Annotated in this window: 23 protein-coding genes and 1 tRNA gene; 12 read left to right on the forward strand and 12 right to left on the reverse strand. The window is 49.7% G+C overall.

Translation table 11 applies throughout. The annotated features are described in order from the left end of the window. Positions 1-59 precede the first annotated feature (59 nt). On the forward strand, positions 60-746 hold the full coding sequence (locus ACTJJS_RS32605) for a hypothetical protein (protein ID WP_440668146.1): 687 nt from the start codon (positions 60-62) through the stop codon (positions 744-746). Positions 747-1,018: 272 nt separating this feature from the next. Here the strand turns inward: ACTJJS_RS32605 and ACTJJS_RS32610 are convergent. Next, a tRNA-Lys gene (locus tag ACTJJS_RS32610) sits at positions 1,019-1,091 on the reverse strand. Positions 1,092-1,149: 58 nt separating this feature from the next. Further along, entirely contained in the window at positions 1,150-2,535 is a 1,386-nt protein-coding gene (locus tag ACTJJS_RS32615) for a phytoene desaturase family protein (protein WP_440668148.1), read from the reverse strand. 105 nt (positions 2,536-2,640) lie between these two features. On the opposite strand from ACTJJS_RS32615, the gene ACTJJS_RS32620 reads away from it, so the two are divergent. The 3 genes from ACTJJS_RS32620 (at position 2,641) to ACTJJS_RS32630 (ending at position 4,580) form a co-directional block, all read left to right on the forward strand. After that, complete coding sequence (locus ACTJJS_RS32620) at positions 2,641-3,705, forward strand: winged helix DNA-binding domain-containing protein (protein ID WP_440668150.1); 1,065 nt, start codon at positions 2,641-2,643, stop codon at positions 3,703-3,705. A 76-nt stretch (positions 3,706-3,781) separates the two neighbouring features. Then, complete coding sequence (locus ACTJJS_RS32625; RefSeq protein WP_168873154.1) at positions 3,782-4,153, forward strand: VOC family protein; 372 nt, start codon at positions 3,782-3,784, stop codon at positions 4,151-4,153. A gap of 1 nt (position 4,154) precedes the next feature. Then, a complete protein-coding gene (locus ACTJJS_RS32630) occupies positions 4,155-4,580 on the forward strand; it encodes a MarR family winged helix-turn-helix transcriptional regulator (protein ID WP_168873153.1) in 426 nt (141 codons plus the stop codon). On the opposite strand, the gene ACTJJS_RS32635 is transcribed toward ACTJJS_RS32630, so the two are convergent. After that, the gene (locus ACTJJS_RS32635) at positions 4,551-4,937 is read right to left on the reverse strand and encodes a hypothetical protein (protein WP_440668152.1); all 387 of its coding nucleotides are present in this window, start codon (positions 4,935-4,937) and stop codon (positions 4,551-4,553) included. The two genes, ACTJJS_RS32630 and ACTJJS_RS32635, sit on opposite strands and share 30 nt — an antisense overlap. After that, entirely contained in the window at positions 4,924-6,330 is a 1,407-nt protein-coding gene (locus tag ACTJJS_RS32640) for an MFS transporter (protein ID WP_440668154.1), read from the reverse strand. The genes ACTJJS_RS32635 and ACTJJS_RS32640 overlap by 14 nt, the downstream gene beginning before the upstream one ends. Before the next feature lie 89 nt (positions 6,331-6,419). Here ACTJJS_RS32640 and ACTJJS_RS32645 point away from each other — a divergent pair, with 89 nt between their 5' ends. The 4 genes from ACTJJS_RS32645 to ACTJJS_RS32660 all read left to right on the forward strand — a co-directional run bounded on the left by ACTJJS_RS32645 (position 6,420) and on the right by ACTJJS_RS32660 (position 9,499). After that, the gene (locus tag ACTJJS_RS32645; RefSeq protein WP_440668156.1) at positions 6,420-7,295 is read left to right on the forward strand and encodes a helix-turn-helix domain-containing protein; all 876 of its coding nucleotides are present in this window, start codon (positions 6,420-6,422) and stop codon (positions 7,293-7,295) included. Between the two features lie 51 nt (positions 7,296-7,346). Further along, positions 7,347-8,006 (forward strand): DUF2306 domain-containing protein, encoded by a 660-nt coding sequence (locus tag ACTJJS_RS32650; protein WP_440668158.1) that lies wholly within the window; start codon positions 7,347-7,349, stop codon positions 8,004-8,006. A gap of 155 nt (positions 8,007-8,161) precedes the next feature. After that, a complete protein-coding gene (locus tag ACTJJS_RS32655; RefSeq protein WP_440668160.1) occupies positions 8,162-8,644 on the forward strand; it encodes a YMGG-like glycine zipper-containing protein in 483 nt (160 codons plus the stop codon). Positions 8,645-8,761: 117 nt separating this feature from the next. Then, complete coding sequence (locus ACTJJS_RS32660) at positions 8,762-9,499, forward strand: protein phosphatase 2C domain-containing protein (protein ID WP_440668162.1); 738 nt, start codon at positions 8,762-8,764, stop codon at positions 9,497-9,499. On the opposite strand, the gene ACTJJS_RS32665 is transcribed toward ACTJJS_RS32660, so the two are convergent. Continuing rightward, on the reverse strand, positions 9,490-10,002 hold the full coding sequence (locus ACTJJS_RS32665) for a 2'-5' RNA ligase family protein (RefSeq protein WP_440668163.1): 513 nt from the start codon (positions 10,000-10,002) through the stop codon (positions 9,490-9,492). The genes ACTJJS_RS32660 and ACTJJS_RS32665 overlap by 10 nt on opposite strands. Before the next feature lie 212 nt (positions 10,003-10,214). Between ACTJJS_RS32665 and ACTJJS_RS32670 the strand changes: the two genes are divergently transcribed. Continuing rightward, positions 10,215-10,754 carry a hypothetical protein gene (locus tag ACTJJS_RS32670; protein WP_440668165.1) on the forward strand — a complete coding sequence of 180 codons (540 nt, stop codon included), beginning with the start codon at positions 10,215-10,217 and terminating at the stop codon, positions 10,752-10,754. On the opposite strand, the gene ACTJJS_RS32675 is transcribed toward ACTJJS_RS32670, so the two are convergent. From ACTJJS_RS32675 to ACTJJS_RS32695, 5 genes are read right to left on the reverse strand one after another with little or no spacing between them, the layout of a single operon-like run. Then, positions 10,741-11,427, reverse strand: coding sequence for a LytR/AlgR family response regulator transcription factor (locus tag ACTJJS_RS32675; protein ID WP_440668166.1), 687 nt, complete (start codon positions 11,425-11,427; stop codon positions 10,741-10,743). The genes ACTJJS_RS32670 and ACTJJS_RS32675 overlap by 14 nt on opposite strands. Beyond that, the gene (locus ACTJJS_RS32680) at positions 11,424-12,446 is read right to left on the reverse strand and encodes a sensor histidine kinase (protein WP_440668168.1); all 1,023 of its coding nucleotides are present in this window, start codon (positions 12,444-12,446) and stop codon (positions 11,424-11,426) included. The genes ACTJJS_RS32675 and ACTJJS_RS32680 overlap by 4 nt, the downstream gene beginning before the upstream one ends. After that, positions 12,446-13,207, reverse strand: coding sequence for an ABC transporter permease (locus ACTJJS_RS32685; RefSeq protein WP_440668169.1), 762 nt, complete (start codon positions 13,205-13,207; stop codon positions 12,446-12,448). The genes ACTJJS_RS32680 and ACTJJS_RS32685 overlap by 1 nt, the downstream gene beginning before the upstream one ends. Positions 13,208-13,210: 3 nt before the next feature. Next, positions 13,211-13,984, reverse strand: coding sequence for an ABC transporter permease (locus ACTJJS_RS32690; RefSeq protein WP_440668170.1), 774 nt, complete (start codon positions 13,982-13,984; stop codon positions 13,211-13,213). Positions 13,985-13,987: 3 nt separating this feature from the next. Next, positions 13,988-14,896 (reverse strand): ABC transporter ATP-binding protein, encoded by a 909-nt coding sequence (locus tag ACTJJS_RS32695; protein WP_440668172.1) that lies wholly within the window; start codon positions 14,894-14,896, stop codon positions 13,988-13,990. A gap of 165 nt (positions 14,897-15,061) precedes the next feature. Here ACTJJS_RS32695 and ACTJJS_RS32700 point away from each other — a divergent pair, with 165 nt between their 5' ends. Together ACTJJS_RS32700 and ACTJJS_RS32705 are read left to right on the forward strand one after the other, a co-directional pair. Then, positions 15,062-16,384 carry an amidohydrolase family protein gene (locus ACTJJS_RS32700; protein WP_440668173.1) on the forward strand — a complete coding sequence of 441 codons (1,323 nt, stop codon included), beginning with the start codon at positions 15,062-15,064 and terminating at the stop codon, positions 16,382-16,384. 32 nt (positions 16,385-16,416) lie between these two features. Next, on the forward strand, positions 16,417-17,235 hold the full coding sequence (locus ACTJJS_RS32705; protein WP_168873138.1) for an SDR family oxidoreductase: 819 nt from the start codon (positions 16,417-16,419) through the stop codon (positions 17,233-17,235). Positions 17,236-17,243: 8 nt separating this feature from the next. Here ACTJJS_RS32705 and ACTJJS_RS32710 read toward each other — a convergent pair whose 3' ends face one another. Further along, positions 17,244-17,411: a hypothetical protein gene (locus ACTJJS_RS32710; protein WP_440668174.1), complete on the reverse strand. Its 168-nt coding sequence runs from the start codon at positions 17,409-17,411 to the stop codon at positions 17,244-17,246. A 189-nt stretch (positions 17,412-17,600) separates the two neighbouring features. Further along, positions 17,601-18,365, reverse strand: a complete 765-nt coding sequence (locus ACTJJS_RS32715; RefSeq protein WP_440668175.1) for a protease complex subunit PrcB family protein — start codon at positions 18,363-18,365, stop codon at positions 17,601-17,603. Positions 18,366-18,828: 463 nt separating this feature from the next. Here ACTJJS_RS32715 and ACTJJS_RS32720 point away from each other — a divergent pair, with 463 nt between their 5' ends. Beyond that, entirely contained in the window at positions 18,829-19,302 is a 474-nt protein-coding gene (locus ACTJJS_RS32720; protein ID WP_440668176.1) for a response regulator transcription factor, read from the forward strand. The last annotated feature ends 65 nt before the right edge of the window (positions 19,303-19,367 follow it).

Genomic DNA, 19,367 nt, shown 5'->3' on the forward strand with positions numbered 1-19,367 from the left:
AGAGATCATTTTTTGAGATTATAATCCATATATATATTTACCACTCTAATTTCCTAAATATGTCAAGCTTGATTGCCTTAAAGCATGATGATGGTTTCATCATAGCTACAGATACACTGTCGCACAAAAAAACGCTTAATACAGTAGTCCCTCTGAATCTAACATCAAAAACTACATGCTTACCTCAATTTAAACTATGTTATGCAACACAAGGCTTTAGCATACTTAACCAGCAGATATTTTGCTTTGGTCAAGAGACAGTTAAGGCCGTTGACATTACGGGGTTTTTGGACTCTTTTAAAGCGTACTTTTTAACCTATATCGACATAGACTATTATCCAACAAATCATATAGGCACTATTTATTTTTTTGGATATTCGAATCAGTCACAGAGTTTGCAGAGCTTTAAGCTTGTGTTATCAAAAAATAAGGGTATAGAACTTACAGACTTGACTGGATTCGGCTTCTTAATGAAGCCTGGATTGATACAAAATGAACACAATCTAATACTGAAAAAATATGGCAATGATCACATTGCTGCGATCATCGAATTAATGAATAAACAAAAAAAAGAGGATATGTTAATGGATATTTCTGAAAGGGTCGTAATCGGAGGACAAATTCAATTAACGGTGGCAAATTTAGATGAGGATACAAAAGAGATGATTTTTTCGACAACAATGATTCACAAATTCCATGATTTCGAAGAAGTCGTAGCAGATATTCTCAACATAAAAGCTCAGTGAACAATATAGTGATGTAACGTAAATTACTCTTCATATCTCGCACATTTCTCATTCTTAATTGTTTCTAATAATTATTAGATCTCAAATGCAGGCATTAGTATAAGAGTAGCCAAAAAGGAATTTAATTGCGCAACAATTTTCTTTAACTTCGTACGGATAGTTCGCTTTTGTAAAGCTGCGTCCAACAGAAAAGCTTATCAAAGCTTTTATAGAATAAATTATAGAGTAAAAACAGAAAACCTGCGACCAGCGCAGGTTTTAGAAGTTGTTTGTGATCCCGCTGGGACTCGAACCCAGGGCCCATACATTAAAAGTGTATTGCTCTACCAACTGAGCTACGGAATCATTTCCCCTTAACGGGAGCGCGAAGGTAGTAAAAACATTTTCATCTCCAAAAAAATTATTAAAAATCTTTTAACGCCTGTAATGCGGCGTGGTATCCGCACATACCATGTACACCTCCTCCGGGCGGTGTGGCAGCGGAGCAGATATAGATGCCTTTGGCACTGGTGCGATAAGGTGAGGTACTGAGTACCGGCCGGGCATACAGCTGACGAAGATCGATAATGCCACCATTGATATCGCCGCCGATGTAGTTGGGATTGTATTGTTGCATATCGGCAGTATTCATGATATGCCTGCCGAGGATACGCTTTTTAAATCCGGGAGCAAAGCGCTCGACTTGTGCTTCAATGAGGTTGGTCATGTCGGTGGTGCTGCCATTGGGAACGTGGCAATAACCCCAGGCGGTGTGGTATCCATGGGGGGCGCGGGTATCATCGAATACGCTCTGCTGCGCGAATAACACGAAGGGCAACCGGGAGGCGGCTGCTATTTCTTCGTAAGTATTTCCCAGGTGTACCGTCCCTGCCTGCCGGCATTCGGCGTTGGTGAAAGGTACGGGGCCGTTGAGTGCCCAGTCGATTTTGAACACACCGGGACCATAACGGTAACGGCTCAACTGCCGGAGGTAGCGTGAAGAAAAACGGTGCCCCGCTATGTCTGTCAACTGTCGGGGAGAAACATCCAGCAGGACCATTTTTGCCGGCGGCAGCTGATCGATGGTGTTGACAGTAACACCGGTGACGATAGTGCCGCCGAGCGACTGGAAGCAAGCGGCCATGGCTTCTGCTATTTTCTGTGAACCGCCTTTCACCAGCGGCCAACCGCCAATATGTGCTGCAGCGCAGAGCACCATGCCGATGGCTGCGCCAGGTGAACGGTCAAATGGCAGCATGGAGTGCGCGGCCATACCTGCCCAGAGGCCGCGGGCCTGTTGTGTGCGAAAACGTTTGGCCACACCTGCCGCTGATCGTAAAGCGGTGAGCCCAAAGCGGGCCATCTTTAGAGGATGCCGCGGCAGGTGCAGGGGCGCCAGGATATCGGCGCCTATGCTTCCCCAGTCATCCACCAGGGGAGCAATCAGTTCCCGATAGGCAGATGCGTCTTCTCCCAATGCGGCAGCCGTGTCGGCGAGGCTGTTACGCAGAACGGCCACGCTCCCATCGTCAAAGGGATGTGCAGCTGCTATGGCAGGATGTATCAGTTCGAGGCCATATGACTGTAGCGATAAACTGCGGAAGAAAGGCGATATGGCCAGCATGGGATGAATGGCGGAACATACATCGTGATGAAATCCGGGCAGCGTGAGCTCTTTGGTACGCATGCCGCCGCCGACAGTATCTTTTGCTTCATACAGGCATACCTGTAAGCCCCGCTGTTGCAGGGTAATAGCGGCGGCCAGACCGTTAGGACCGGCGCCTGCCACGATGGCGTCATAACTGCTCATAGTCCCATTTTGAAAATATTCCAAATAAATCAAAAGGCTGCTGACATATAGTTGTCACAGACGGGGTATTTCTTTGTAATCAGAAACAGAACTACTAACTTGTCCATGATGAACGCTTTTGATATCACCCAACTGAGATTACAACAACAATGCCTGATCACACCGCAACACAGCCGTCCCGGTGAACTGGTGGCCTGGATGGGCGCCGTGCAGGCACAGGATTATGCAGCTGCCAAATGGGCTATCGGTCAACGGCTCACCGCCGCTACTGACACCTTGCTTGACGACGCTATGGGCAACTGGGAAATCATCCGTACGCATGTGCTTCGGCCTACCTGGCATTTTGTGGCGCCGGCAGACCTGCGCTGGATGCTGAAACTGTCAGCACCGAGGGTCAAGGCGCTGTGTGCATATAACGATAACCGTTGGGGCATCACTAAGGCTGTTATCACCAAAAGCCAGAAAGTACTGGAGAAGCTGCTCCGCAACCGGCAACAGCTAACGCGGTTGCAGATAGCCCCTGCCTTGCAGCAGGCCGGCATTGTGACCGATGAATACCGGCTTGGTTCCCTGCTGGTACACGCAGAGCTGGACGGGCTGATCTGTAGCGGTCCCCGGCACGGCAAACAGTTCTCTTATGTATTGCTGGAAGAACATGTGCTGGCAACTGCCCCGCTCTCCAAAGCAGAATCGATAGCTGCCCTGGCCCAACGGTATTTCCACAGCCATGGACCTGCTACCCTGCAGGACTTTGCTTGGTGGTCCGGATTGACGGTTACTGAAGCCAAAAGCGGACTGGAAGCGGTAAAAGACCAGCTTATTGCCGTGGAAGCGGATGACAAAACCTATTGGACGCCACCCGTGAAAACAACAAAAGAAAAATTGTCTGTTTTCCTCCTGCCCGCCTACGATGAATTCACCGTAGCCTATAAAAAACGCGATATCCAACAATTGCATATCAACGGCAACCTGGCCCCGATGGCCAGCCTCGGGCCGGTCATTGTGGCCGATGGACAAATTACCGGCACCTGGAAACGTACGGTCAACAAAAAAGATATCTCCCTTGAACTCCAGCCGATCAAACCACTAAAAAAAACACACCAGCCTGCTCTTAAGAAAGCCATCCAACAGTACAGCGCTTTCAACGGACTTCCTGTCACGATAAAATAATTTTAAAAAGAATGATCATTCGTTTTATATTTGCACCATAAAAACGAACGATCATTCTTTTTAAATATCTCAAAAAATGACACTCAACCATCTGAATCTGACCGTTAGCGATGTGGCCCATGCCAGCCACTTCTTCCAGACATACCTCGGATTCAAACCTGCTGACATGCCGCCGAACGACGCCCTGGCCGTATTGAACGGTCCGGACGGTTTCATACTGGTACTCATGCACGACCGGTTCAATGAAAGCGGCCAATGCGCCTACCCTGACGCTTTTCATATCGGCTTCTATCTGCCGGACCAGGCTGCCGTGCATCAAACCTGGCAACAGCTGCATGACGGCGGCATTCCGCTGACAGAATCACCGCGCCGGATCAGAAAAACCTTTGGTTTCTATTTCCGGTACGACAACATCATGATTGAAATAACTACCGCAAGCAAAGACTAACATGGGACACGTTAAACCTATCGGCTGGTACCTGAAAGAAGCAGACAGCCTGATCACCTCTACTTTCGACAATGCTTTCGAATGCTTTGGCCTCACCCGTTTTCACTGGCAACTGCTGAAAAACATCGCGGACAATGGAGAAATATATACGAAAGACTACTACCCGCAGGTAGCCCGCTTCATTACACCGGAAACATTCCAGGCTATCATCGCCTCTCTGCTGGACAGGGACTGGATCTCGGTATGCAACGATACCTGCCGTTTTACGGCTGCCGGCGCAGATGTTTTCACTGAAATAGAAGGGCGGCAAAAACACATCCGGGAAAAAATGCTGGAAGGCACAGACCCTGAAGACTATGCCTACACCATTCTTTTCCTCGACAGGATCATTCAGAACTTAAAGGCTCTCCCACAGGTCCAGCCATAACATGCGCTCTCCATCGCGGATAAATACAGCGCTGGAATGACGGGTATTTCCACCTCGACTGTCAGCCTGCACTTCGGTGTAGGTTAACAGTACATGGTAGTCTGTCGCATATCCCTGTATATCCATTACGGTTATACGCATATCAGGAAACTTACCCAGCAACTCCGGCATCCATTCCGCCAGATCTTCCAGGCTGCTGCGCTTCCCATGGGGCGACACCATCCGGAAATCCGGGCTGAAATTGGCCAATAGCCCCGCTGTACCGGCTGCTGCAGCCTGCTCCCCGCCCCTGAACCAGGCGGCCATCTGCTCATGAAACCGGATAACTTCTTCTTTTGCTTTACTAAGATTGTCCATATATGATCTTTTGTTTTGAAGATGATTTTAGGGTGATGACCAACAAGAGCCCCACTACTTCCAATACGGCCAGAATGCCCAGCGTGATGCTTACCGCTGCTGGTGAAGGATATGCATCCAGCAACGCGAAGAACAAGGTCCCCAGCAAGGCCACGCCCATCACGCTGCCCACCTGTATGGCCGTACTTACGATCCCCGCCGCCTGCCCGGCTACCGATACCGCCACTTCAGAAAGGATGATCCGCATCATGGAAGGCATCACGATACCATGACCAATACCCGCGAAAAACAATCCTGCCTGTACAAGACCACCCGGCTCCGGCGAATGCCACAGGCCCGTCACCACCAGCACAAAGCCCATTGCCAGCAAGCCCTGGCCCAGGCCCACAATATACACGCCCATCCGTCTGGCCAGCAAAGGACTGATTAACGGCCCGGTAAAAAAACCGGCGGCATACGGCAATACGGCCAATCCGGCAGACAACACGTCCCGGTGCAACTCATGCTGCAGATAATAAGGATACACCAGGAAAAATGCTGCGGTATGATTATACAGGTAGATGATCGCCAGGCCCGTCACAAAATGCCTGTCCCGGAACAGTGGCAGGTGTATCAACGGCGCCTTTCCCCGTTGCAGCATATAGCGCTCCGTATACACAAAACACAGTCCCGCCGCCACCGATGCCGACAAACAGCCGTATACCCATAGCGGCCAATGCGCTTCCCTTCCCATGATCACCGGATAAATAAACAGTCCCAACGTCAGCGTGATCAGCAGCATACCAGGGATATCCAGTCGCTGCCGCACAGGCGGACGGTTCTCTTTCAGTATATACATCCCCGCAATACCCGTGATCACACCCACTGGTATATTAATCATAAATACACTTTGCCACGTCCAGCCAAAAATACCGGCTTCAATCAGCATGCCGCCCAACAGCTGTCCGCCTATGGCCGCCAATCCAAATACTGACCCGAAAATCCCCATGGCCAACGGTTGCTCTTTCACCGGAAATATCACCCGGATAGTGGACAACACCTGTGGTGCCAGCAAAGCTGCCGACAACCCCTGCACAATACGTGCAGTAATCAGCACCCGGATATCCCCTGCCATAGCACAAATACCCGATGTCAGCGTAAACATCGCCATGCCCGACAGGAAAATACGCTTGCGGCCATAGATATCTCCCAGCCGCCCGCCGGTTACTACCAGTACGGCATACGCCGCGCCATAACCGGCAATGACCAGCTGCAAACCTCCCTCTGAGGCGTTTAAACTGCTCTTAATGGCCGGCAACGCTACATTGACAATAAAAAAATCCAACGGCGACAAAAACGCGCCCATACATAGTACCGCCAATGCCCACCAACGGCGGCTTTCCATCGCTTCCATACAAATCCTTGCTTTTATGGTTGCAAAGGAAACCCCATTTGTACAATAAAAAATTGTACTTTAACGGGTTTTGCCAGTACTTTTGCAACATGTTCAACAAACTGCTGCACGAGCCATACGACATTGTGCTGGAAGAGAAAGACTCCTGGGAAAACACACGGCACCCGCAAACCTCCTTCCAACTGGTATACGTCCGCGAAGGAAAAGGCCATCACTATATCAATGGCAACCAATATGATTACTGCCCGGGCAAACTGTTCCTCGTTGCCCCGGAAGATCGTTACCATTGCGATATCACAGCACACACTGCTTTTACTATTATTCGCTTCACACAGCTTTTTATCACACAATTAAAAGATGATGCTGAACGGCTGGAACTGTGCGACTGGATAAAAAAGACAGACTACATCTTCAATAACTATCACGCCAAAGCGGGCTGCATCTTCCGCGACGCCGCAGACGGCGCCATGGCCCAGGCACTACTCGGCGGCATCGCCCGCGAACATCGACAGCATGGCAAAGGCTATCAGCTGATCATCCGCCAGTCCATCTCCATTCTGCTCAATCTCATTGCCCGCAACCTCCTCATGTCGGAAAACCCTGACGTACAGGAAAACAGCGGCCAGTTCTCCATACTGCGCATGATCAGCTACCTCCAGGAACATGTCTATCAACCGGAAATGCTGCGCATGCCCGCACTGGCGGCACACTTCAACATGTCGGTGCATTACCTCGGCGAATACTTTAAAAAACATACGGGTGAAAGCATACAGGATTATATCATCGGCTACAAACTAAAACTGGTGGACATCCGCCTTTGCTATAGCAACATGCGGGTACGGGAAATAGCGCAGGAACTGGGTTTCACCGATGAAAGCTACCTCTCCCGCCTGTTTAAAAAATACCGCGGCATCACACCGGGCATATACCGCAAAATGAACCGGAAGCAGGAAACCCTGCATTAACCTATCGTGGTCAAAATCACCGTTGCTAATCCGGGATTTTATTTGCAACTTATGGAAGTTATAAATCCCTGGACCATGACCACCCCTTCTTCCACGGCAAAATATTTCCGGATATCCGCCTGGGCACTCCTGTCCCTGCTGGCTGTTATCGTTGGCCTCTATCCCTCCCTCTATTTTATTCTGGGAGAAAAATTCGGCTTACTGCGTTCCAAACCACCCGCATTACTGAGCAACACACTGTGGCGCATCGGTTTTTACGCCCACATTGTACCCGGCGGAATAGCACTGTTGACGGGCTGGCCACAGTTCAGCCGCAGGCTGCGTGAGCGCAAAGTACAGTGGCACCGGCAACTGGGCAAGGTATACATCATCACCGCCCTTATCAGCGGGCTGGCGGGCTTCTGTATTGGCTTCACCGCTACCGGCGGCCCCATTGCGCAAACCGGATTTATTTGTCTCGCTGTGGTATGGTCCACCACTACCTTACTGGCCTACACGGCTATCCGTCAGGGTAATACCGCCCAACATGAAAAACTGATGATATACAGCTACGCGGCCTGCCTCGCTGCGGTTACCCTCCGGCTATGGCTCCCGCTGCTGGTATATGAACTGCACTATTTTGTCATTGCCTATCGGGTAGTAGCCTGGCTTTGCTGGGTGCCCAACATCATCGTGGCCTGGCTGATTGTCCGCCGGATGCCCAAAGCATAATCCCTCCCGGATATAAAGTCCTAACGGTCAATCATATATTAAATTTCAACCAACCATAGACCTCATAAAATTAAAATTTTATAACACTTTTTAAACATATGGCATAATTTTCGCTAACAGCTGGTTAAACCTAGAATTTTCAAAAATTTTGAACCATGAAACAGATAGTTTTAGCCTTGGCCACTGTAGTAACTCTTTTCGCCTGTAACAGTAACAGCACAGACACTGCCACAGCGGTTGAAAAGGCCAAAAAAGAAACGATCGATTCCATCAACGCCATCAATGTAGCGAAACAACAGGTAATCGATTCTATCAACACTATCCACCACTCTGCTCATAAAGGCCAGCGGATCGAATCGCCGGAACGTAACAGTTACGCAGCGCCTAACTCCGTAGCAGCCGACAATACTCCCGCCGCAGCACCCGCTCCGGCCCCTGCTCCTCAAAAGAAAAAAGGATGGAGCCATACCGCTAAAGGCGCAGTAGTTGGTGCAGGCGCTGGCGCCATCACCGGTGCCATCGTAAACCCGGACCATGTAAAAGGTGCAGCCATCGGTGCCATCATCGGTGCTGGCGTAGGTGCAGGTACCGGCGCGATCGTTGATCACTCCAAAAAGAAAAAAGCAGCACAGCAATAGTTGACAAGATTATTTCATTATGAAAACGCTTCCTGAAGGAGGCGTTTTTTTTTGTGCCGGGGCGGAAAGCCCTGAAATCATCGAAAGAAAAAATGAATATCTTCGCGCTTCCCATATATGAAGATATACACCACCCTTCAAATCGGTGATTTTCACCTCAACCACTGCGAAGATTATTTCCTGATTGAAAATGCCGGTACCAACAGAACACTGATGGCCGTCATGGACGGATGTACCATGGCACGCGACAGCTACTTTGCGTCCACGCTCGTGGCCCGCATACTCCGGAAAATATGCGTTACCCAGGGATACCTGGAACTGCACCAGCCTGGCCTTCCGCTTCCGTCGCCGGAAGAACAGATGAAGCAGATACTCTCCGCACTGATGCAACAACTGAAACAACTGCAAAGCCTGCTGCTGCTGGAACAAAAAGACCTGCTCACCACACTGGTCCTATTTCTGGCCGATAAAAAACAAAACAACGGCCTTATACTCGCCATCGGCGATGGGTTAGTCAGTGTAAACGGCACAATTACCGTGTTTGACCAGGACAATAAGCCCGACTACCTTGGCTTCCACCTGCATGAAAATTTCGATAACTGGTATCATTCCCTTGATCAGAAAATATTCGTGGAGCAGCTCCGCGATGTCAGCATTACCACCGACGGCATCATGTTATTTCAACCATGCCGCCCTATCGCTGATACCAGCACAGATCCCGTGGATTTTCTCCTGCATGACCTCCATTTTAACGAGCACGAAGATATGCTGGACCGTAAACTGAAAGCCCTGGAACATCAACACGGACTAAGACCTTCCGATGACATCGCGATCATCCGGGCCATCTATTCCTGAAACATAAATTTGTCCAGCGCTTTCCATGGGCCGCGCAGATACGCCCAGGTACCAAAGCCGGTAGCGGTAATATCGAAAGGAGTGAATGCAGCGGAGAGTTGTGCATGTAACTGCGCCGCTTTAAAAGCAGTCACTTTGTTTTGTATGGTAATATGCGGACGAAGGGGCTGCCGGTCCTGCCGCACCAGCCAGGGCTCAAACGCCACTTGTAATTTTTTATGCAGCGCCTCTAATGCCGGTGCATACAATGTATAGGCCACCCCGGTACCAAAGTTCACCAGGCCATTTACTTGAAGGGCCATAGGCGCCCTTCGGCTGTACTGCTGCAACGTTTCGGGGATAACAGCTTCCATGCCGGGTAACCGGTAGAACAAGGTAAGATGCGCCTCCAGGTAATTGGCGTGGGACGGGAAATACAATTCCCGCAAGGTATTGAACCGTGCCATATCAGAAGGGGCTATCTCAAGCGTGACGATTACCGGTTTAGGTTGCAGTTGGAACATATGCCCGTTTGTCTTTACTTTACAAAGTAACAGCTTATGCCCTAACTATGGAATACTTCTGGAACTTTCTCCATCACCTGATAGCTGGTTATATACTCTCGACGCTCCTGTTTTTATAGTATGCGACTACCGGAATGGCGCACCGCGACCATAACAAAGACTAACGCCTGGCTGCAGTCGTTTTCTCTATTTTAAGGGACAACCTATATACCATGGTATTTATCTGGACCATTACCATCTATCTGCTGGATGGCTGTATCATTTCGCTCTTTCTTTTTCTGATAGCATCAGCTTTCATTCCTGCCCTGAAAAAAATACGACCACATTATCTTCATAATGCCAATATTCCCTTTGCCATACTGGGGTTAATCATGTTAGGGGTGTCGGTTCTCCTGCATCTTTGGGTAATGTACCTTTTCAGTGGAGAATATTATAAGGAAGTCCCCGTCCATCGGGATTATCGCGGGGAGATGATAGTAATGATATCGCTATTATGTGGCATCGTTCCTGTATTGGCATTCTCCCGTAAACGCAACACCAGCGTTTGGTTTACCTGCTTACTATTAATCAGTGTCAGCATCATTGCGCATATCATAGAAATAATGCAATGGATACTCAATGTAACCGGAATAGAGCAAACTAATTATCCGGACTTCTACGGGCCAGAGGCTAACTGGTACCGGATACCCGCCGCTGTGTTGATTTTTGTGGTCCCCTACTGGTTTGCCCGCCGTAAAATCAGCCGCGCGTAATCAAAGCATAAAACTGTTTGCGGTATGTTTCGGATACCGGAATGGTAATCCCGGCGATGCGGATACCTTCTTTCTCAATACTGTCTATTTTGGAGATGGCCACCATGTAAGACTTATGCACCCGGCAGATCTGTTGGGGCGGCAGTTCCTGTTCAAACCAGCCAAATGGTTGCAGGGTCATGATCTGTTTCTGCTGCGTATATACTTTACGGTAATCGCGACGGCCTTCTATATAAATAATATCATCGAGTGACACTTTTTCCAGTCGCCAGGAAGTTTTTATGAAGATATAATCCGGTGCGGCGGGCGCCTGCCGCTGCAGGTTATGCTGGACCTTGTCCATCGCCAGCACAAAGCGGTCGAACGTATAAGGCTTCAACAGGTAGTCAGTCACATTCAACTCATACCCTTTCAACGCATACTCCTCATAAGCAGTGAGCAGCACTACTTCACAGCGGGTATTGGCCGCTTCCAGCAGTTGTATGCCGGAAATACCGGGGATATTGATGTCCAGCAGGATAAGTTGCACAGGATGCAGCCGCAGGTATACCATAGCATCCACGCCATTGTCAAACGTGGCCAGCAGGTGCAGGTAGGGCAGTTTCCCAACGTACTCCTTCGCCCTTTCCATGGCCAGCGGCTCATCTTCTACTATAATACAACTGATCTTCATGCGTCCCGCAATATAAGGTTTACCTGATAAACACCTCCTTCGCGTGTAATATCCAGCTCGTGGCGGCCTGGATACAGCAGCTCCAGCCGCTGTTGCAGCAGCTCGTTGCCCAGCCCGTTGTGTTCCTGCTTCACCGGCGCTTCCACACTATACAGATTGCGACAGGAAAACACCAGCCGGTCGTCTTCTATCTGCAACCGGATACGGATCGCGTTTTCCGCTTTCTTATGTTCCGCATGTTTAAACGCATTTTCGATATAGGAAATAAAAAGCATCGGGGCAATCATCCTGTTACCGGGCGTGCCTTCTACTTCATAGGTGACATATCCGGCATGGGAGGACCGGATACGCTGCAACTCAATATACTGTTCTATGTAGGCCATCTCCCGCGACAGCGGTATAATCTCTCCCCTGGTCTCATACAACATAAACCGCATGATACCGGACAGTTTATTGAGATATAATGAAGCTTTCCCTGCATCTTTCGAAATCAGTACGTCGATATTATTAATAGTATTAAATAAAAAGTGCGGATTGATCTGCGCTTTGATCAACGCCATTGAGGTCTCATAATTTTTTTTATTGAGCGCTTCTTTCAGTTGAATGTCTCCATACCAGCTGATGAATCCCTTTAATACGAAGGCGACAATACCATGAATGGCCGCCATTCCGGATGTGACCAACCACATTACCACTAGCTGCCGGCCGGAGGCAAGACCCTTGTAAGGCCAGAGCAGCAGCAGGGAAATGGCGCCACAACAAAGCACGGTAACAATGCCAGCAAGCAATAACGTTCCTACCCGTTGAGGATGGAGGTAGCGGTTAAACAACAAGCCATAAAAGCTATAGAAGCCCAGCAAAGCGGGCGCAAAACAAAAAATAGCCATTGGCGCCGAACCTCGCAGGTTGGCGGAACGGAGGTTACCTTTGGCTATGATCGCCAAAAAAAGTAAGATCAGGAAGAAGTACATCATCCAGTATCCAATATGGAGCAGTACAACGATTACCTTCTTTGTCATTATCCTTTCTCTTTTTTTCTGACGTACAGTATATAAGCCAACACGCCAAACAATACAAAATACCCGGTCGACATGATGTAAATACCAGATGGTATTGCCCCCTGATTAGCTAACATCATACAATAAATATAAGGAATTGTGCAGGCATACTTCCACGGGAGCGCTATCACTGATGCAATGTACAGCCCCAGTCCTATTCCCAGGGGCAACATGAAATTTCTGAAGAGCAATCCCTGCAAATATTGTAACGCCAATACCGGTAAACCGGCCAACAGAAACTGTGTGCTGCCAACCAGGTATTTCATCCGGGGGAAAGGAGCCACAGGGTAGGGCACATCATGCATCACCCATGCAGGCGCCACGCCTGTCAGGTAAATACCGACGTTAAACAACAGTAGGCAGCACAACAGCATCATCAGGATAACCGTCAGTTTAGCCAGGAAAATAATAGTGAACCGCTGTGGCGTTACATGCAATAACTTCCAGGCATTACTGCGGGTTTCCAGCTGTGTGACCAGGCTCGTTACCAGGATTATGCCTATGGGCAGCAGTAGGAAGCCCATGTATTGCCAGCCTTCATGATATAACCGTTCCCATAGATCGGCCGAGGCGTTTTGACCGGCCAGCTGGTCGAAATGATATAACCTGACGCCCAGGATGATCAGTGGCACAAACGTACCGCCCAAAACGGTGAGCCAGGTGGCGGCACTGTTCTTTCTTTTGAGCCATTCACTCTGAACACTGCAGATGTATGTCGACATGATCTATCCTTTCTCACTTTTATTGATATATAACGTATACGCCAATACGGTGAACCCCACAAAATAAGCGGTCGACAACAAATAAATGTTCGCCGGTCTTACTGTATGATGCATACCATCGATAAATGTCAGTATACTATAAATGTAGGGAATAAAATAAGCATATTCCCATTTGAACGCGATGAAAGACACTATATACAGGCCCAGCCCCACTCCCAGCGGCGCCATAAAATTCCGGTAGCGCAATCCCATCAGGTACTGAAACGCCACTATCGGCAGACAGGCAACCAGGAATGTTCCGTTACCATACAGATATTTCAGCCAGGGGAAAGGTGCTGTGGGGAAGGGCACCTCTTTTATCAAAAGCGCCGGCAGTACGCCCGTCAGGTAAATACCGATGTTAAACAACAGAAAAAAGGATAACAGCATGATCAAAATAACCGTCAGTTTAGCAAAGAAGATGGTCGTCAGCCGTTGCGGCGTTATATGCAACAGCTTCCAGGCATTGCTACGGGTTTCGATCTGCGTAATCAAACTTGTGACCAGAATGACGCCCATGGGCAACAGTAGGAATCCCATGTACTGCCAGGAACGATTGTACAGCTGCTCCCATATGTCGGCCGATGCGTTTTGCGTGGCCAGCAGTTCAAAATAATAAAAACGGTAACACAGTACAATCAATGGCACCAGCGCGGCGCCCAAAACGGTAAGCCAGGTGGCGGCACTGTTCTTTCTTTTGAGCCATTCACTCTGAACACTATGGAGATATGCCAACATAATTTAAGGTTGAATAAGGTCCATGAAAATTGTTTCAAGATCATTTTTAACCGGCTGGATGCCATATACGCCGATACCACGCTGCACCAGCTGACTGTTCAGCTCCGTGATGACCGCCACCGGCAATGCCGGCAGCTGTATTCCTTCCGTGTCTGTCACAATGGGGATGTCCCTGGCTGATAAAAGCTTCGCAGCAACGGCATTGTCCGTCGTTTCCAGCAAGTAGCCCCTCACCTGCTGCCGCAGGCCGGACAATTGCTCCAGGCTGCCTTCAAACACCATACGGCCTTTGCTGATGATACCGATATGGGTGGCCAGCTTTTCTATTTCGGGCAGCAGGTGGCTGGAGATCAAAATGCTGATGCCCTGCTCCCGGTTGATCTTCTTCAGTAACTCACGCATCTCGATGATACCGTTGGGGTCCAGGCCGTTGGTAGGTTCGTCCAGTATCAGCAGCCTGGGGTGGTGCAACAACGCCATGGCCAATGCCAGCCGTTGTTTCATGCCCAGCGAAAACTGACCGGCTCTTTTATCGCGCACGGCCTGTAGCCCTACTGTGTTCAACGCCTCCATGATATTGGCTTTGGGGCATTGATAAATACGTTGCAATACCAGCAGGTTGTCTGCGGCGCTCAGATGTTCATAGATAGCCGGACTTTCGATCAGGCAGCCCGTCTGCCGCAGGATCTCCAGCCGGTGCTGCCGGAAAGACTTGCCCAGTACCTGCACGTTGCCTGTCTGCATGCGCAGCAGGCCGGTGATCAGTCGCAGCGTCGTCGTTTTGCCGGCACCGTTAGGTCCCAGAAAACCATAGATAGCCCCTTGCGGCACCTTCAGTTGTATATCCTGCAACACAGGTGTTTTGTCTCTAAATTGGTAGGCCAGACCGGCCACTTCAATACAGTACGCCATAAAAAATGATTGCCGGTCAAAAATAGCCGCTCAGACCGCGTCAGCAAACAGTATTGTGCAACACCGCCTGGTTTCTCTGCAAAACCGGTAAAATGTCCTGCAAAATTTTACATGGTAGTTTATACAGTCTGGGTTATATTTAAGACAGATCCATAAAACAAAAGAATGACAACAAACTTTTCTGCGCTGCTGATAGCAGCCTTGTTATCAGGAACAGCGGTGTCAGCGCAGACCACCCTGCTTAAAAATGCCACCGTGATAGATGGCACCGGCCACCGGTCTCAACTGCATACTGATATCCTGTTACAGGGAGATACTATTGCCGCCGTTGGCAGCCACCTGAAAGCGCCGGGCGCCGCCGTGGTAGACCTCACGGGCAAGACCGTCATGCCCGCACTGATCAGCGTTCATACGCACGTAGGCACACTGAAAGGCACCACCACCAATGCCGTTAACTACACCCGGGAAAATATCCTGCGGCAGCTGCAACAGTATGCGGACTATGGCGTGCTGCATGTGCTGGCCATGGGCACCGACAGGCCCATGCTGTTTGAAAGCGGTCTGCGGGACTCATCGCTGACCGGACTGTTGCCAGGCGCACGCCTGCATTCTGCCGGTTATGGCTTCGGTGTGCCCAACGGCGCACCGCCGCTGGAGTTTGGCATGGACCTCGTAAACCGTCCCGCTACGGCCGCCGATGTGGCGCCGGCCATGGACAAGGTTGCACAGGTACGTCCCGACGTGGTGAAAATGTGGCTGGACGATTTCAGCGGCCGTTTTAAAAAGATGGAGCCTGCCGTATACAAGGCAGTGATCAGCGAAGCACATCGCCACGGCATCAGGGTGGCCTCCCACCTGTATTACGCAGCAGACGCGCAACAGCTGGCTGATGCTGGCATCGATATTTTCGCGCACAGCATCCGTGACCGGGACATCGACGACAAACTGTTGCAGACCATGAAGGCGAAAGGCATCGTGTACATCCCTACGTTGTCGCTCGATGAATATGCCTACATCTACGCACGCCAACCCGAATGGCTACACGACGAATTCTTTAAACGTTCGCTGGAGCCGGGCGTATATGAAATGATCACCTCCCCGGAATACAAACAGCAACTGGAGCGCTCTCCCGCTTTTGCCAAAAACAAGGCGGCCTTTGAAACAGCGCTGCGCAACCTTCGCCGCATATACCGCGCAGGCATCTTCGTGGCCATGGGCACCGACTCCGGCGCTACGCCGCTACGTACACAAGGCTTCTCAGAACACCTGGAACTGGAGCTGATGGTACAGGCAGGACTGACGCCGCTGGAAGCCATCAGCGCAGGCACCCGCAACGCAGCCAAAGTACTGAAGCTCCCCAATACCGGCACCATCGCGCCCGGCCAGGTGGCCGATCTGCTGGTGCTGGCAGACAACCCGGAGTCAAACATCAAAAATACCCGTCATATTGTGACCGTATACAAAGCCGGTAAAAACATCCGGCCATAAATATTTCTTACACCCAACAAAAGCAGCCTGACATGACCTTTCAAAATCGCACCATCTTTATCACCGGCGCCAGCAGAGGCATCGGTGAAGCCATTGCCCTGAAGCTCGCAGCCGCCGGCGCCAATATCGTTATCGCCGCCAAAAGCACCGAAGAAGATCCCCGCCTCGGTGGCACCATCTTCTCCGTGGCGGAAGCCGTGGAAAAAGCCGGCGGCAAAGCCCTGCCCGTCAAAGTGGATATCCGCGAGGAAGAACAGATACAACAAGCCGTGCAACAGGCAGTCGAAAAATTTGGCGGCATCGATGTGGTCATCAACAACGCCTCCGCTATTCAACTCACCAACACCGAACAAACACCGGCCAAACGTTTCGATCTCATGTACGACATCAACGTGAGAGGCACCTTCCTGGTAACACAACATTGTATCCCCTATCTCAAAAAAGGGAACAACCCGCATATCCTGACACTGTCGCCACCGGTAAACCTGTCCCCCAACTGGCTCGGTCCGCACGTGGCCTATACTATCAGCAAATACAACATGAGCATGCTCACCCTGGGATGGGCGGAAGAGTTAAAATCATACGGCATTGCGGCCAACTCATTATGGCCGGCTACCACCATCGCTACAGCGGCCATTAAAAACCTCCTCGGCGGCGAAGCCCTGATGAAAATAAGCCGTAAGCCGGACATCATGGCGGACGCGGCGTTTTACATACTCGGGAAACCGGCGGCTTCCTGTACGGGCAATAACTTTATTGATGAAGCAGTATTAAAAGCGGAAGGGATAACTGATCTGGCGCATTATGCTGTGACGCCGGGCGGGAAACTGCAGCCGGACTTGTTTCTCTAAGACCAGGCTTACCAGCCGGGAAAAAAAGCACTGGTACCACCTTCAAAATTATCAATGAAGTTTTCCCGAAAATTGCGGAGGGTCTCTTCTTTTGCACTTTTCCGGGGCTCTGCCATAGTACCGGTGAGCAGCCGGTAGTCGTCATGTTTACCAAATAGTTTTTCGAAAACACGCACCTGTTGCTCACCGGTAAAAATAAAGACAGAAAAATATCAGGCGGGACGGCCACCTGCACCATCAAATGCCGATGTTTTTCGATGAATGCTGCCGGCGCATCTGCCAACTCTTCCATCGAAAAAAAAGCGTCGGGCCAACGGGTGTCGCGCAAGGCTTTAGATGGTACAGGTCCAGTCCCGCCATATCAATTATTTATCCTGTTGTATAACTACCTTATAAGCGCTGCCCACGAAAGTTTCCGCTTTGGGCTCGGTAATCATCTGCATGTACATTTTGCCGGGCTCGGGGTTGGTAAGCCTGTAACGTACGGTGGCAGTGCCTTCTGCAAAGTCAATACCCGTGATGGCGATCTGGTAGCCGGAATTGGGCTGGCTGCCTCTTGACAGGACTACGCTGTTCACCTGCGCATTTACCGGTGTAGACGTTACCGTTACTTCGCTCTGTTGTTGATGTTCTTCCACGCGTTGTTTGTGTTCTTTTACAAATTTGGCCGCCTTTGCCACCATAGCATTGGCTTCAGCTGGTGTAACATTCGCCCTTGGGCGGAAATTGTTTTTCTCCAGCGACACCACGCCAAATTTAATCAGCGCCTGCACGGCGTTATTCGCTTTGTCTTTGTTGGCAAAAGCTGCGGCATCGCCGATATTGATCCACATCATGTTCATCGGATAAGGACCGGTGTGTTCAATAGCTTCTTCCAGTGCCAGCGCAAACTGCTCGCGTGTCATAGGCGTATTGAAACGCTGTTTGCGGTCCAGCGTAATGCCGTTGTTGGCCGCAATGATCACGGATGAAGCGTAGGGAGCCTTATTATCGGCATATTCGCAGTAATCGGTAGCCTTCGGCTCTTTGATAAACCGAATATTGTCAATGTTGAGGCCCAGGGCTTTTACGATCAGGTCTATACCCTGACCATAGTTGATCACTTTGGCAGCTTTGTTTTGGTCCGCCATGGCAGTAACAACAGTTTCAGTTGCGGGGTAAACATTTGCAGCCCGGCTTGCAAGGGAACTGTGAAGTGTCAGGCAAACCAATGGCAATGCAATAACAGTGCGTCTGTTCATGGGAAAATTGAATTTTTCTGGTGTCAAATGTAATTTATTTTATCTTGTATGTAATTGAACATTCATGCGTTAAAATGAACAATTGCTGTCATTTTATGATAAATAATAGATTAATAATCATGCCGGTTTCTTGTCAGAGGCCGTCAAAAGCAGTGTAACGCACAAGAATACTTAAATGTTACTCCGGGATGTCCGGCGAATAATAATTTAATACAACAGACCATCCGGAAAAGTTTTGCTGAATACAGACCTCTCTCCAACATATAACGCATATCAGGCAGCAAAAGGATGGGCGCAGACTACTGCTTTTGCATCAAATATGTAACTTTATGCCAACAGCAAACCATTGCGCATGAAGTGGCACGCCATCACCAGAAACAAACATAATATCCTTTACGGCCTTTCGCTGGCCCTGCTGCTCTTTCTCCTGAAATGGCTGGAGCTGCGTTTCCTGATCATTCATCATGCCATGGAGATATATGTAGGCATGGTGGCCCTCATTTTTACAGCACTGGGGATATGGCTGGCCTTAAAACTCACCAGACCAAAAGTGGAGACTGTGATCATCGAAAAACCGGTGCCTATTACTCCGGCAGCTGCCTTCTCTTTAAATACCCCTGCGCCGGACCACCCCGGCCTGAGCAACCGCGAGCTGGAAGTACTACAGCTGATGGCCGACGGCCTCAGCAACCAGGAGATCGCCGGCCGCCTGTTCTTGTCACTGAACACGGTCAAAACCCACGCGTCACGTTTATTCGAAAAACTGGACGTAAAAAGAAGAACACAAGCCATAGATAAAGCTAAGCGACTGAATATCATACCATAATCATCATCACCCGAAAGCAGGAAAAAAGGTAAGAAAGGTAAAATCACCCTAAAGTATGAACGGAA

The organism is Chitinophaga sp. 22308 (assembly GCF_052045305.1).
Classification (GTDB): Bacteria; Bacteroidota; Bacteroidia; order Chitinophagales; family Chitinophagaceae; genus Chitinophaga; species Chitinophaga varians_A.

What these genes read in the sequence shown, in the direction of transcription:
- ACTJJS_RS32605 (WP_440668146.1), top strand. Translation starts at nt 60, where the DNA reads ATGTCAAGCTTGATTGCCTTAAAGCATGATGATGGTTTCATCATAGCT.
- ACTJJS_RS32615 (WP_440668148.1), bottom strand. Translation starts at nt 2,535, where the DNA reads ATGAGCAGTTATGACGCCATCGTGGCAGGCGCCGGTCCTAACGGTCTG.
- ACTJJS_RS32620 (WP_440668150.1), top strand. Translation starts at nt 2,641, where the DNA reads ATGATGAACGCTTTTGATATCACCCAACTGAGATTACAACAACAATGC.
- ACTJJS_RS32625 (WP_168873154.1), top strand. Translation starts at nt 3,782, where the DNA reads ATGACACTCAACCATCTGAATCTGACCGTTAGCGATGTGGCCCATGCC.
- ACTJJS_RS32630 (WP_168873153.1), top strand. Translation starts at nt 4,155, where the DNA reads ATGGGACACGTTAAACCTATCGGCTGGTACCTGAAAGAAGCAGACAGC.
- ACTJJS_RS32635 (WP_440668152.1), bottom strand. Translation starts at nt 4,937, where the DNA reads ATGGACAATCTTAGTAAAGCAAAAGAAGAAGTTATCCGGTTTCATGAG.
- ACTJJS_RS32640 (WP_440668154.1), bottom strand. Translation starts at nt 6,330, where the DNA reads ATGGAAGCGATGGAAAGCCGCCGTTGGTGGGCATTGGCGGTACTATGT.
- ACTJJS_RS32645 (WP_440668156.1), top strand. Translation starts at nt 6,420, where the DNA reads ATGTTCAACAAACTGCTGCACGAGCCATACGACATTGTGCTGGAAGAG.
- ACTJJS_RS32650 (WP_440668158.1), top strand. Translation starts at nt 7,347, where the DNA reads ATGGAAGTTATAAATCCCTGGACCATGACCACCCCTTCTTCCACGGCA.
- ACTJJS_RS32655 (WP_440668160.1), top strand. Translation starts at nt 8,162, where the DNA reads ATGAAACAGATAGTTTTAGCCTTGGCCACTGTAGTAACTCTTTTCGCC.
- ACTJJS_RS32660 (WP_440668162.1), top strand. Translation starts at nt 8,762, where the DNA reads ATGAAGATATACACCACCCTTCAAATCGGTGATTTTCACCTCAACCAC.
- ACTJJS_RS32665 (WP_440668163.1), bottom strand. Translation starts at nt 10,002, where the DNA reads ATGTTCCAACTGCAACCTAAACCGGTAATCGTCACGCTTGAGATAGCC.
- ACTJJS_RS32670 (WP_440668165.1), top strand. Translation starts at nt 10,215, where the DNA reads ATGGTATTTATCTGGACCATTACCATCTATCTGCTGGATGGCTGTATC.
- ACTJJS_RS32675 (WP_440668166.1), bottom strand. Translation starts at nt 11,427, where the DNA reads ATGAAGATCAGTTGTATTATAGTAGAAGATGAGCCGCTGGCCATGGAA.
- ACTJJS_RS32680 (WP_440668168.1), bottom strand. Translation starts at nt 12,446, where the DNA reads ATGACAAAGAAGGTAATCGTTGTACTGCTCCATATTGGATACTGGATG.
- ACTJJS_RS32685 (WP_440668169.1), bottom strand. Translation starts at nt 13,207, where the DNA reads ATGTCGACATACATCTGCAGTGTTCAGAGTGAATGGCTCAAAAGAAAG.
- ACTJJS_RS32690 (WP_440668170.1), bottom strand. Translation starts at nt 13,984, where the DNA reads ATGTTGGCATATCTCCATAGTGTTCAGAGTGAATGGCTCAAAAGAAAG.
- ACTJJS_RS32695 (WP_440668172.1), bottom strand. Translation starts at nt 14,896, where the DNA reads ATGGCGTACTGTATTGAAGTGGCCGGTCTGGCCTACCAATTTAGAGAC.
- ACTJJS_RS32700 (WP_440668173.1), top strand. Translation starts at nt 15,062, where the DNA reads ATGACAACAAACTTTTCTGCGCTGCTGATAGCAGCCTTGTTATCAGGA.
- ACTJJS_RS32705 (WP_168873138.1), top strand. Translation starts at nt 16,417, where the DNA reads ATGACCTTTCAAAATCGCACCATCTTTATCACCGGCGCCAGCAGAGGC.
- ACTJJS_RS32715 (WP_440668175.1), bottom strand. Translation starts at nt 18,365, where the DNA reads ATGGCGGACCAAAACAAAGCTGCCAAAGTGATCAACTATGGTCAGGGT.
- ACTJJS_RS32720 (WP_440668176.1), top strand. Translation starts at nt 18,829, where the DNA reads ATGAAGTGGCACGCCATCACCAGAAACAAACATAATATCCTTTACGGC.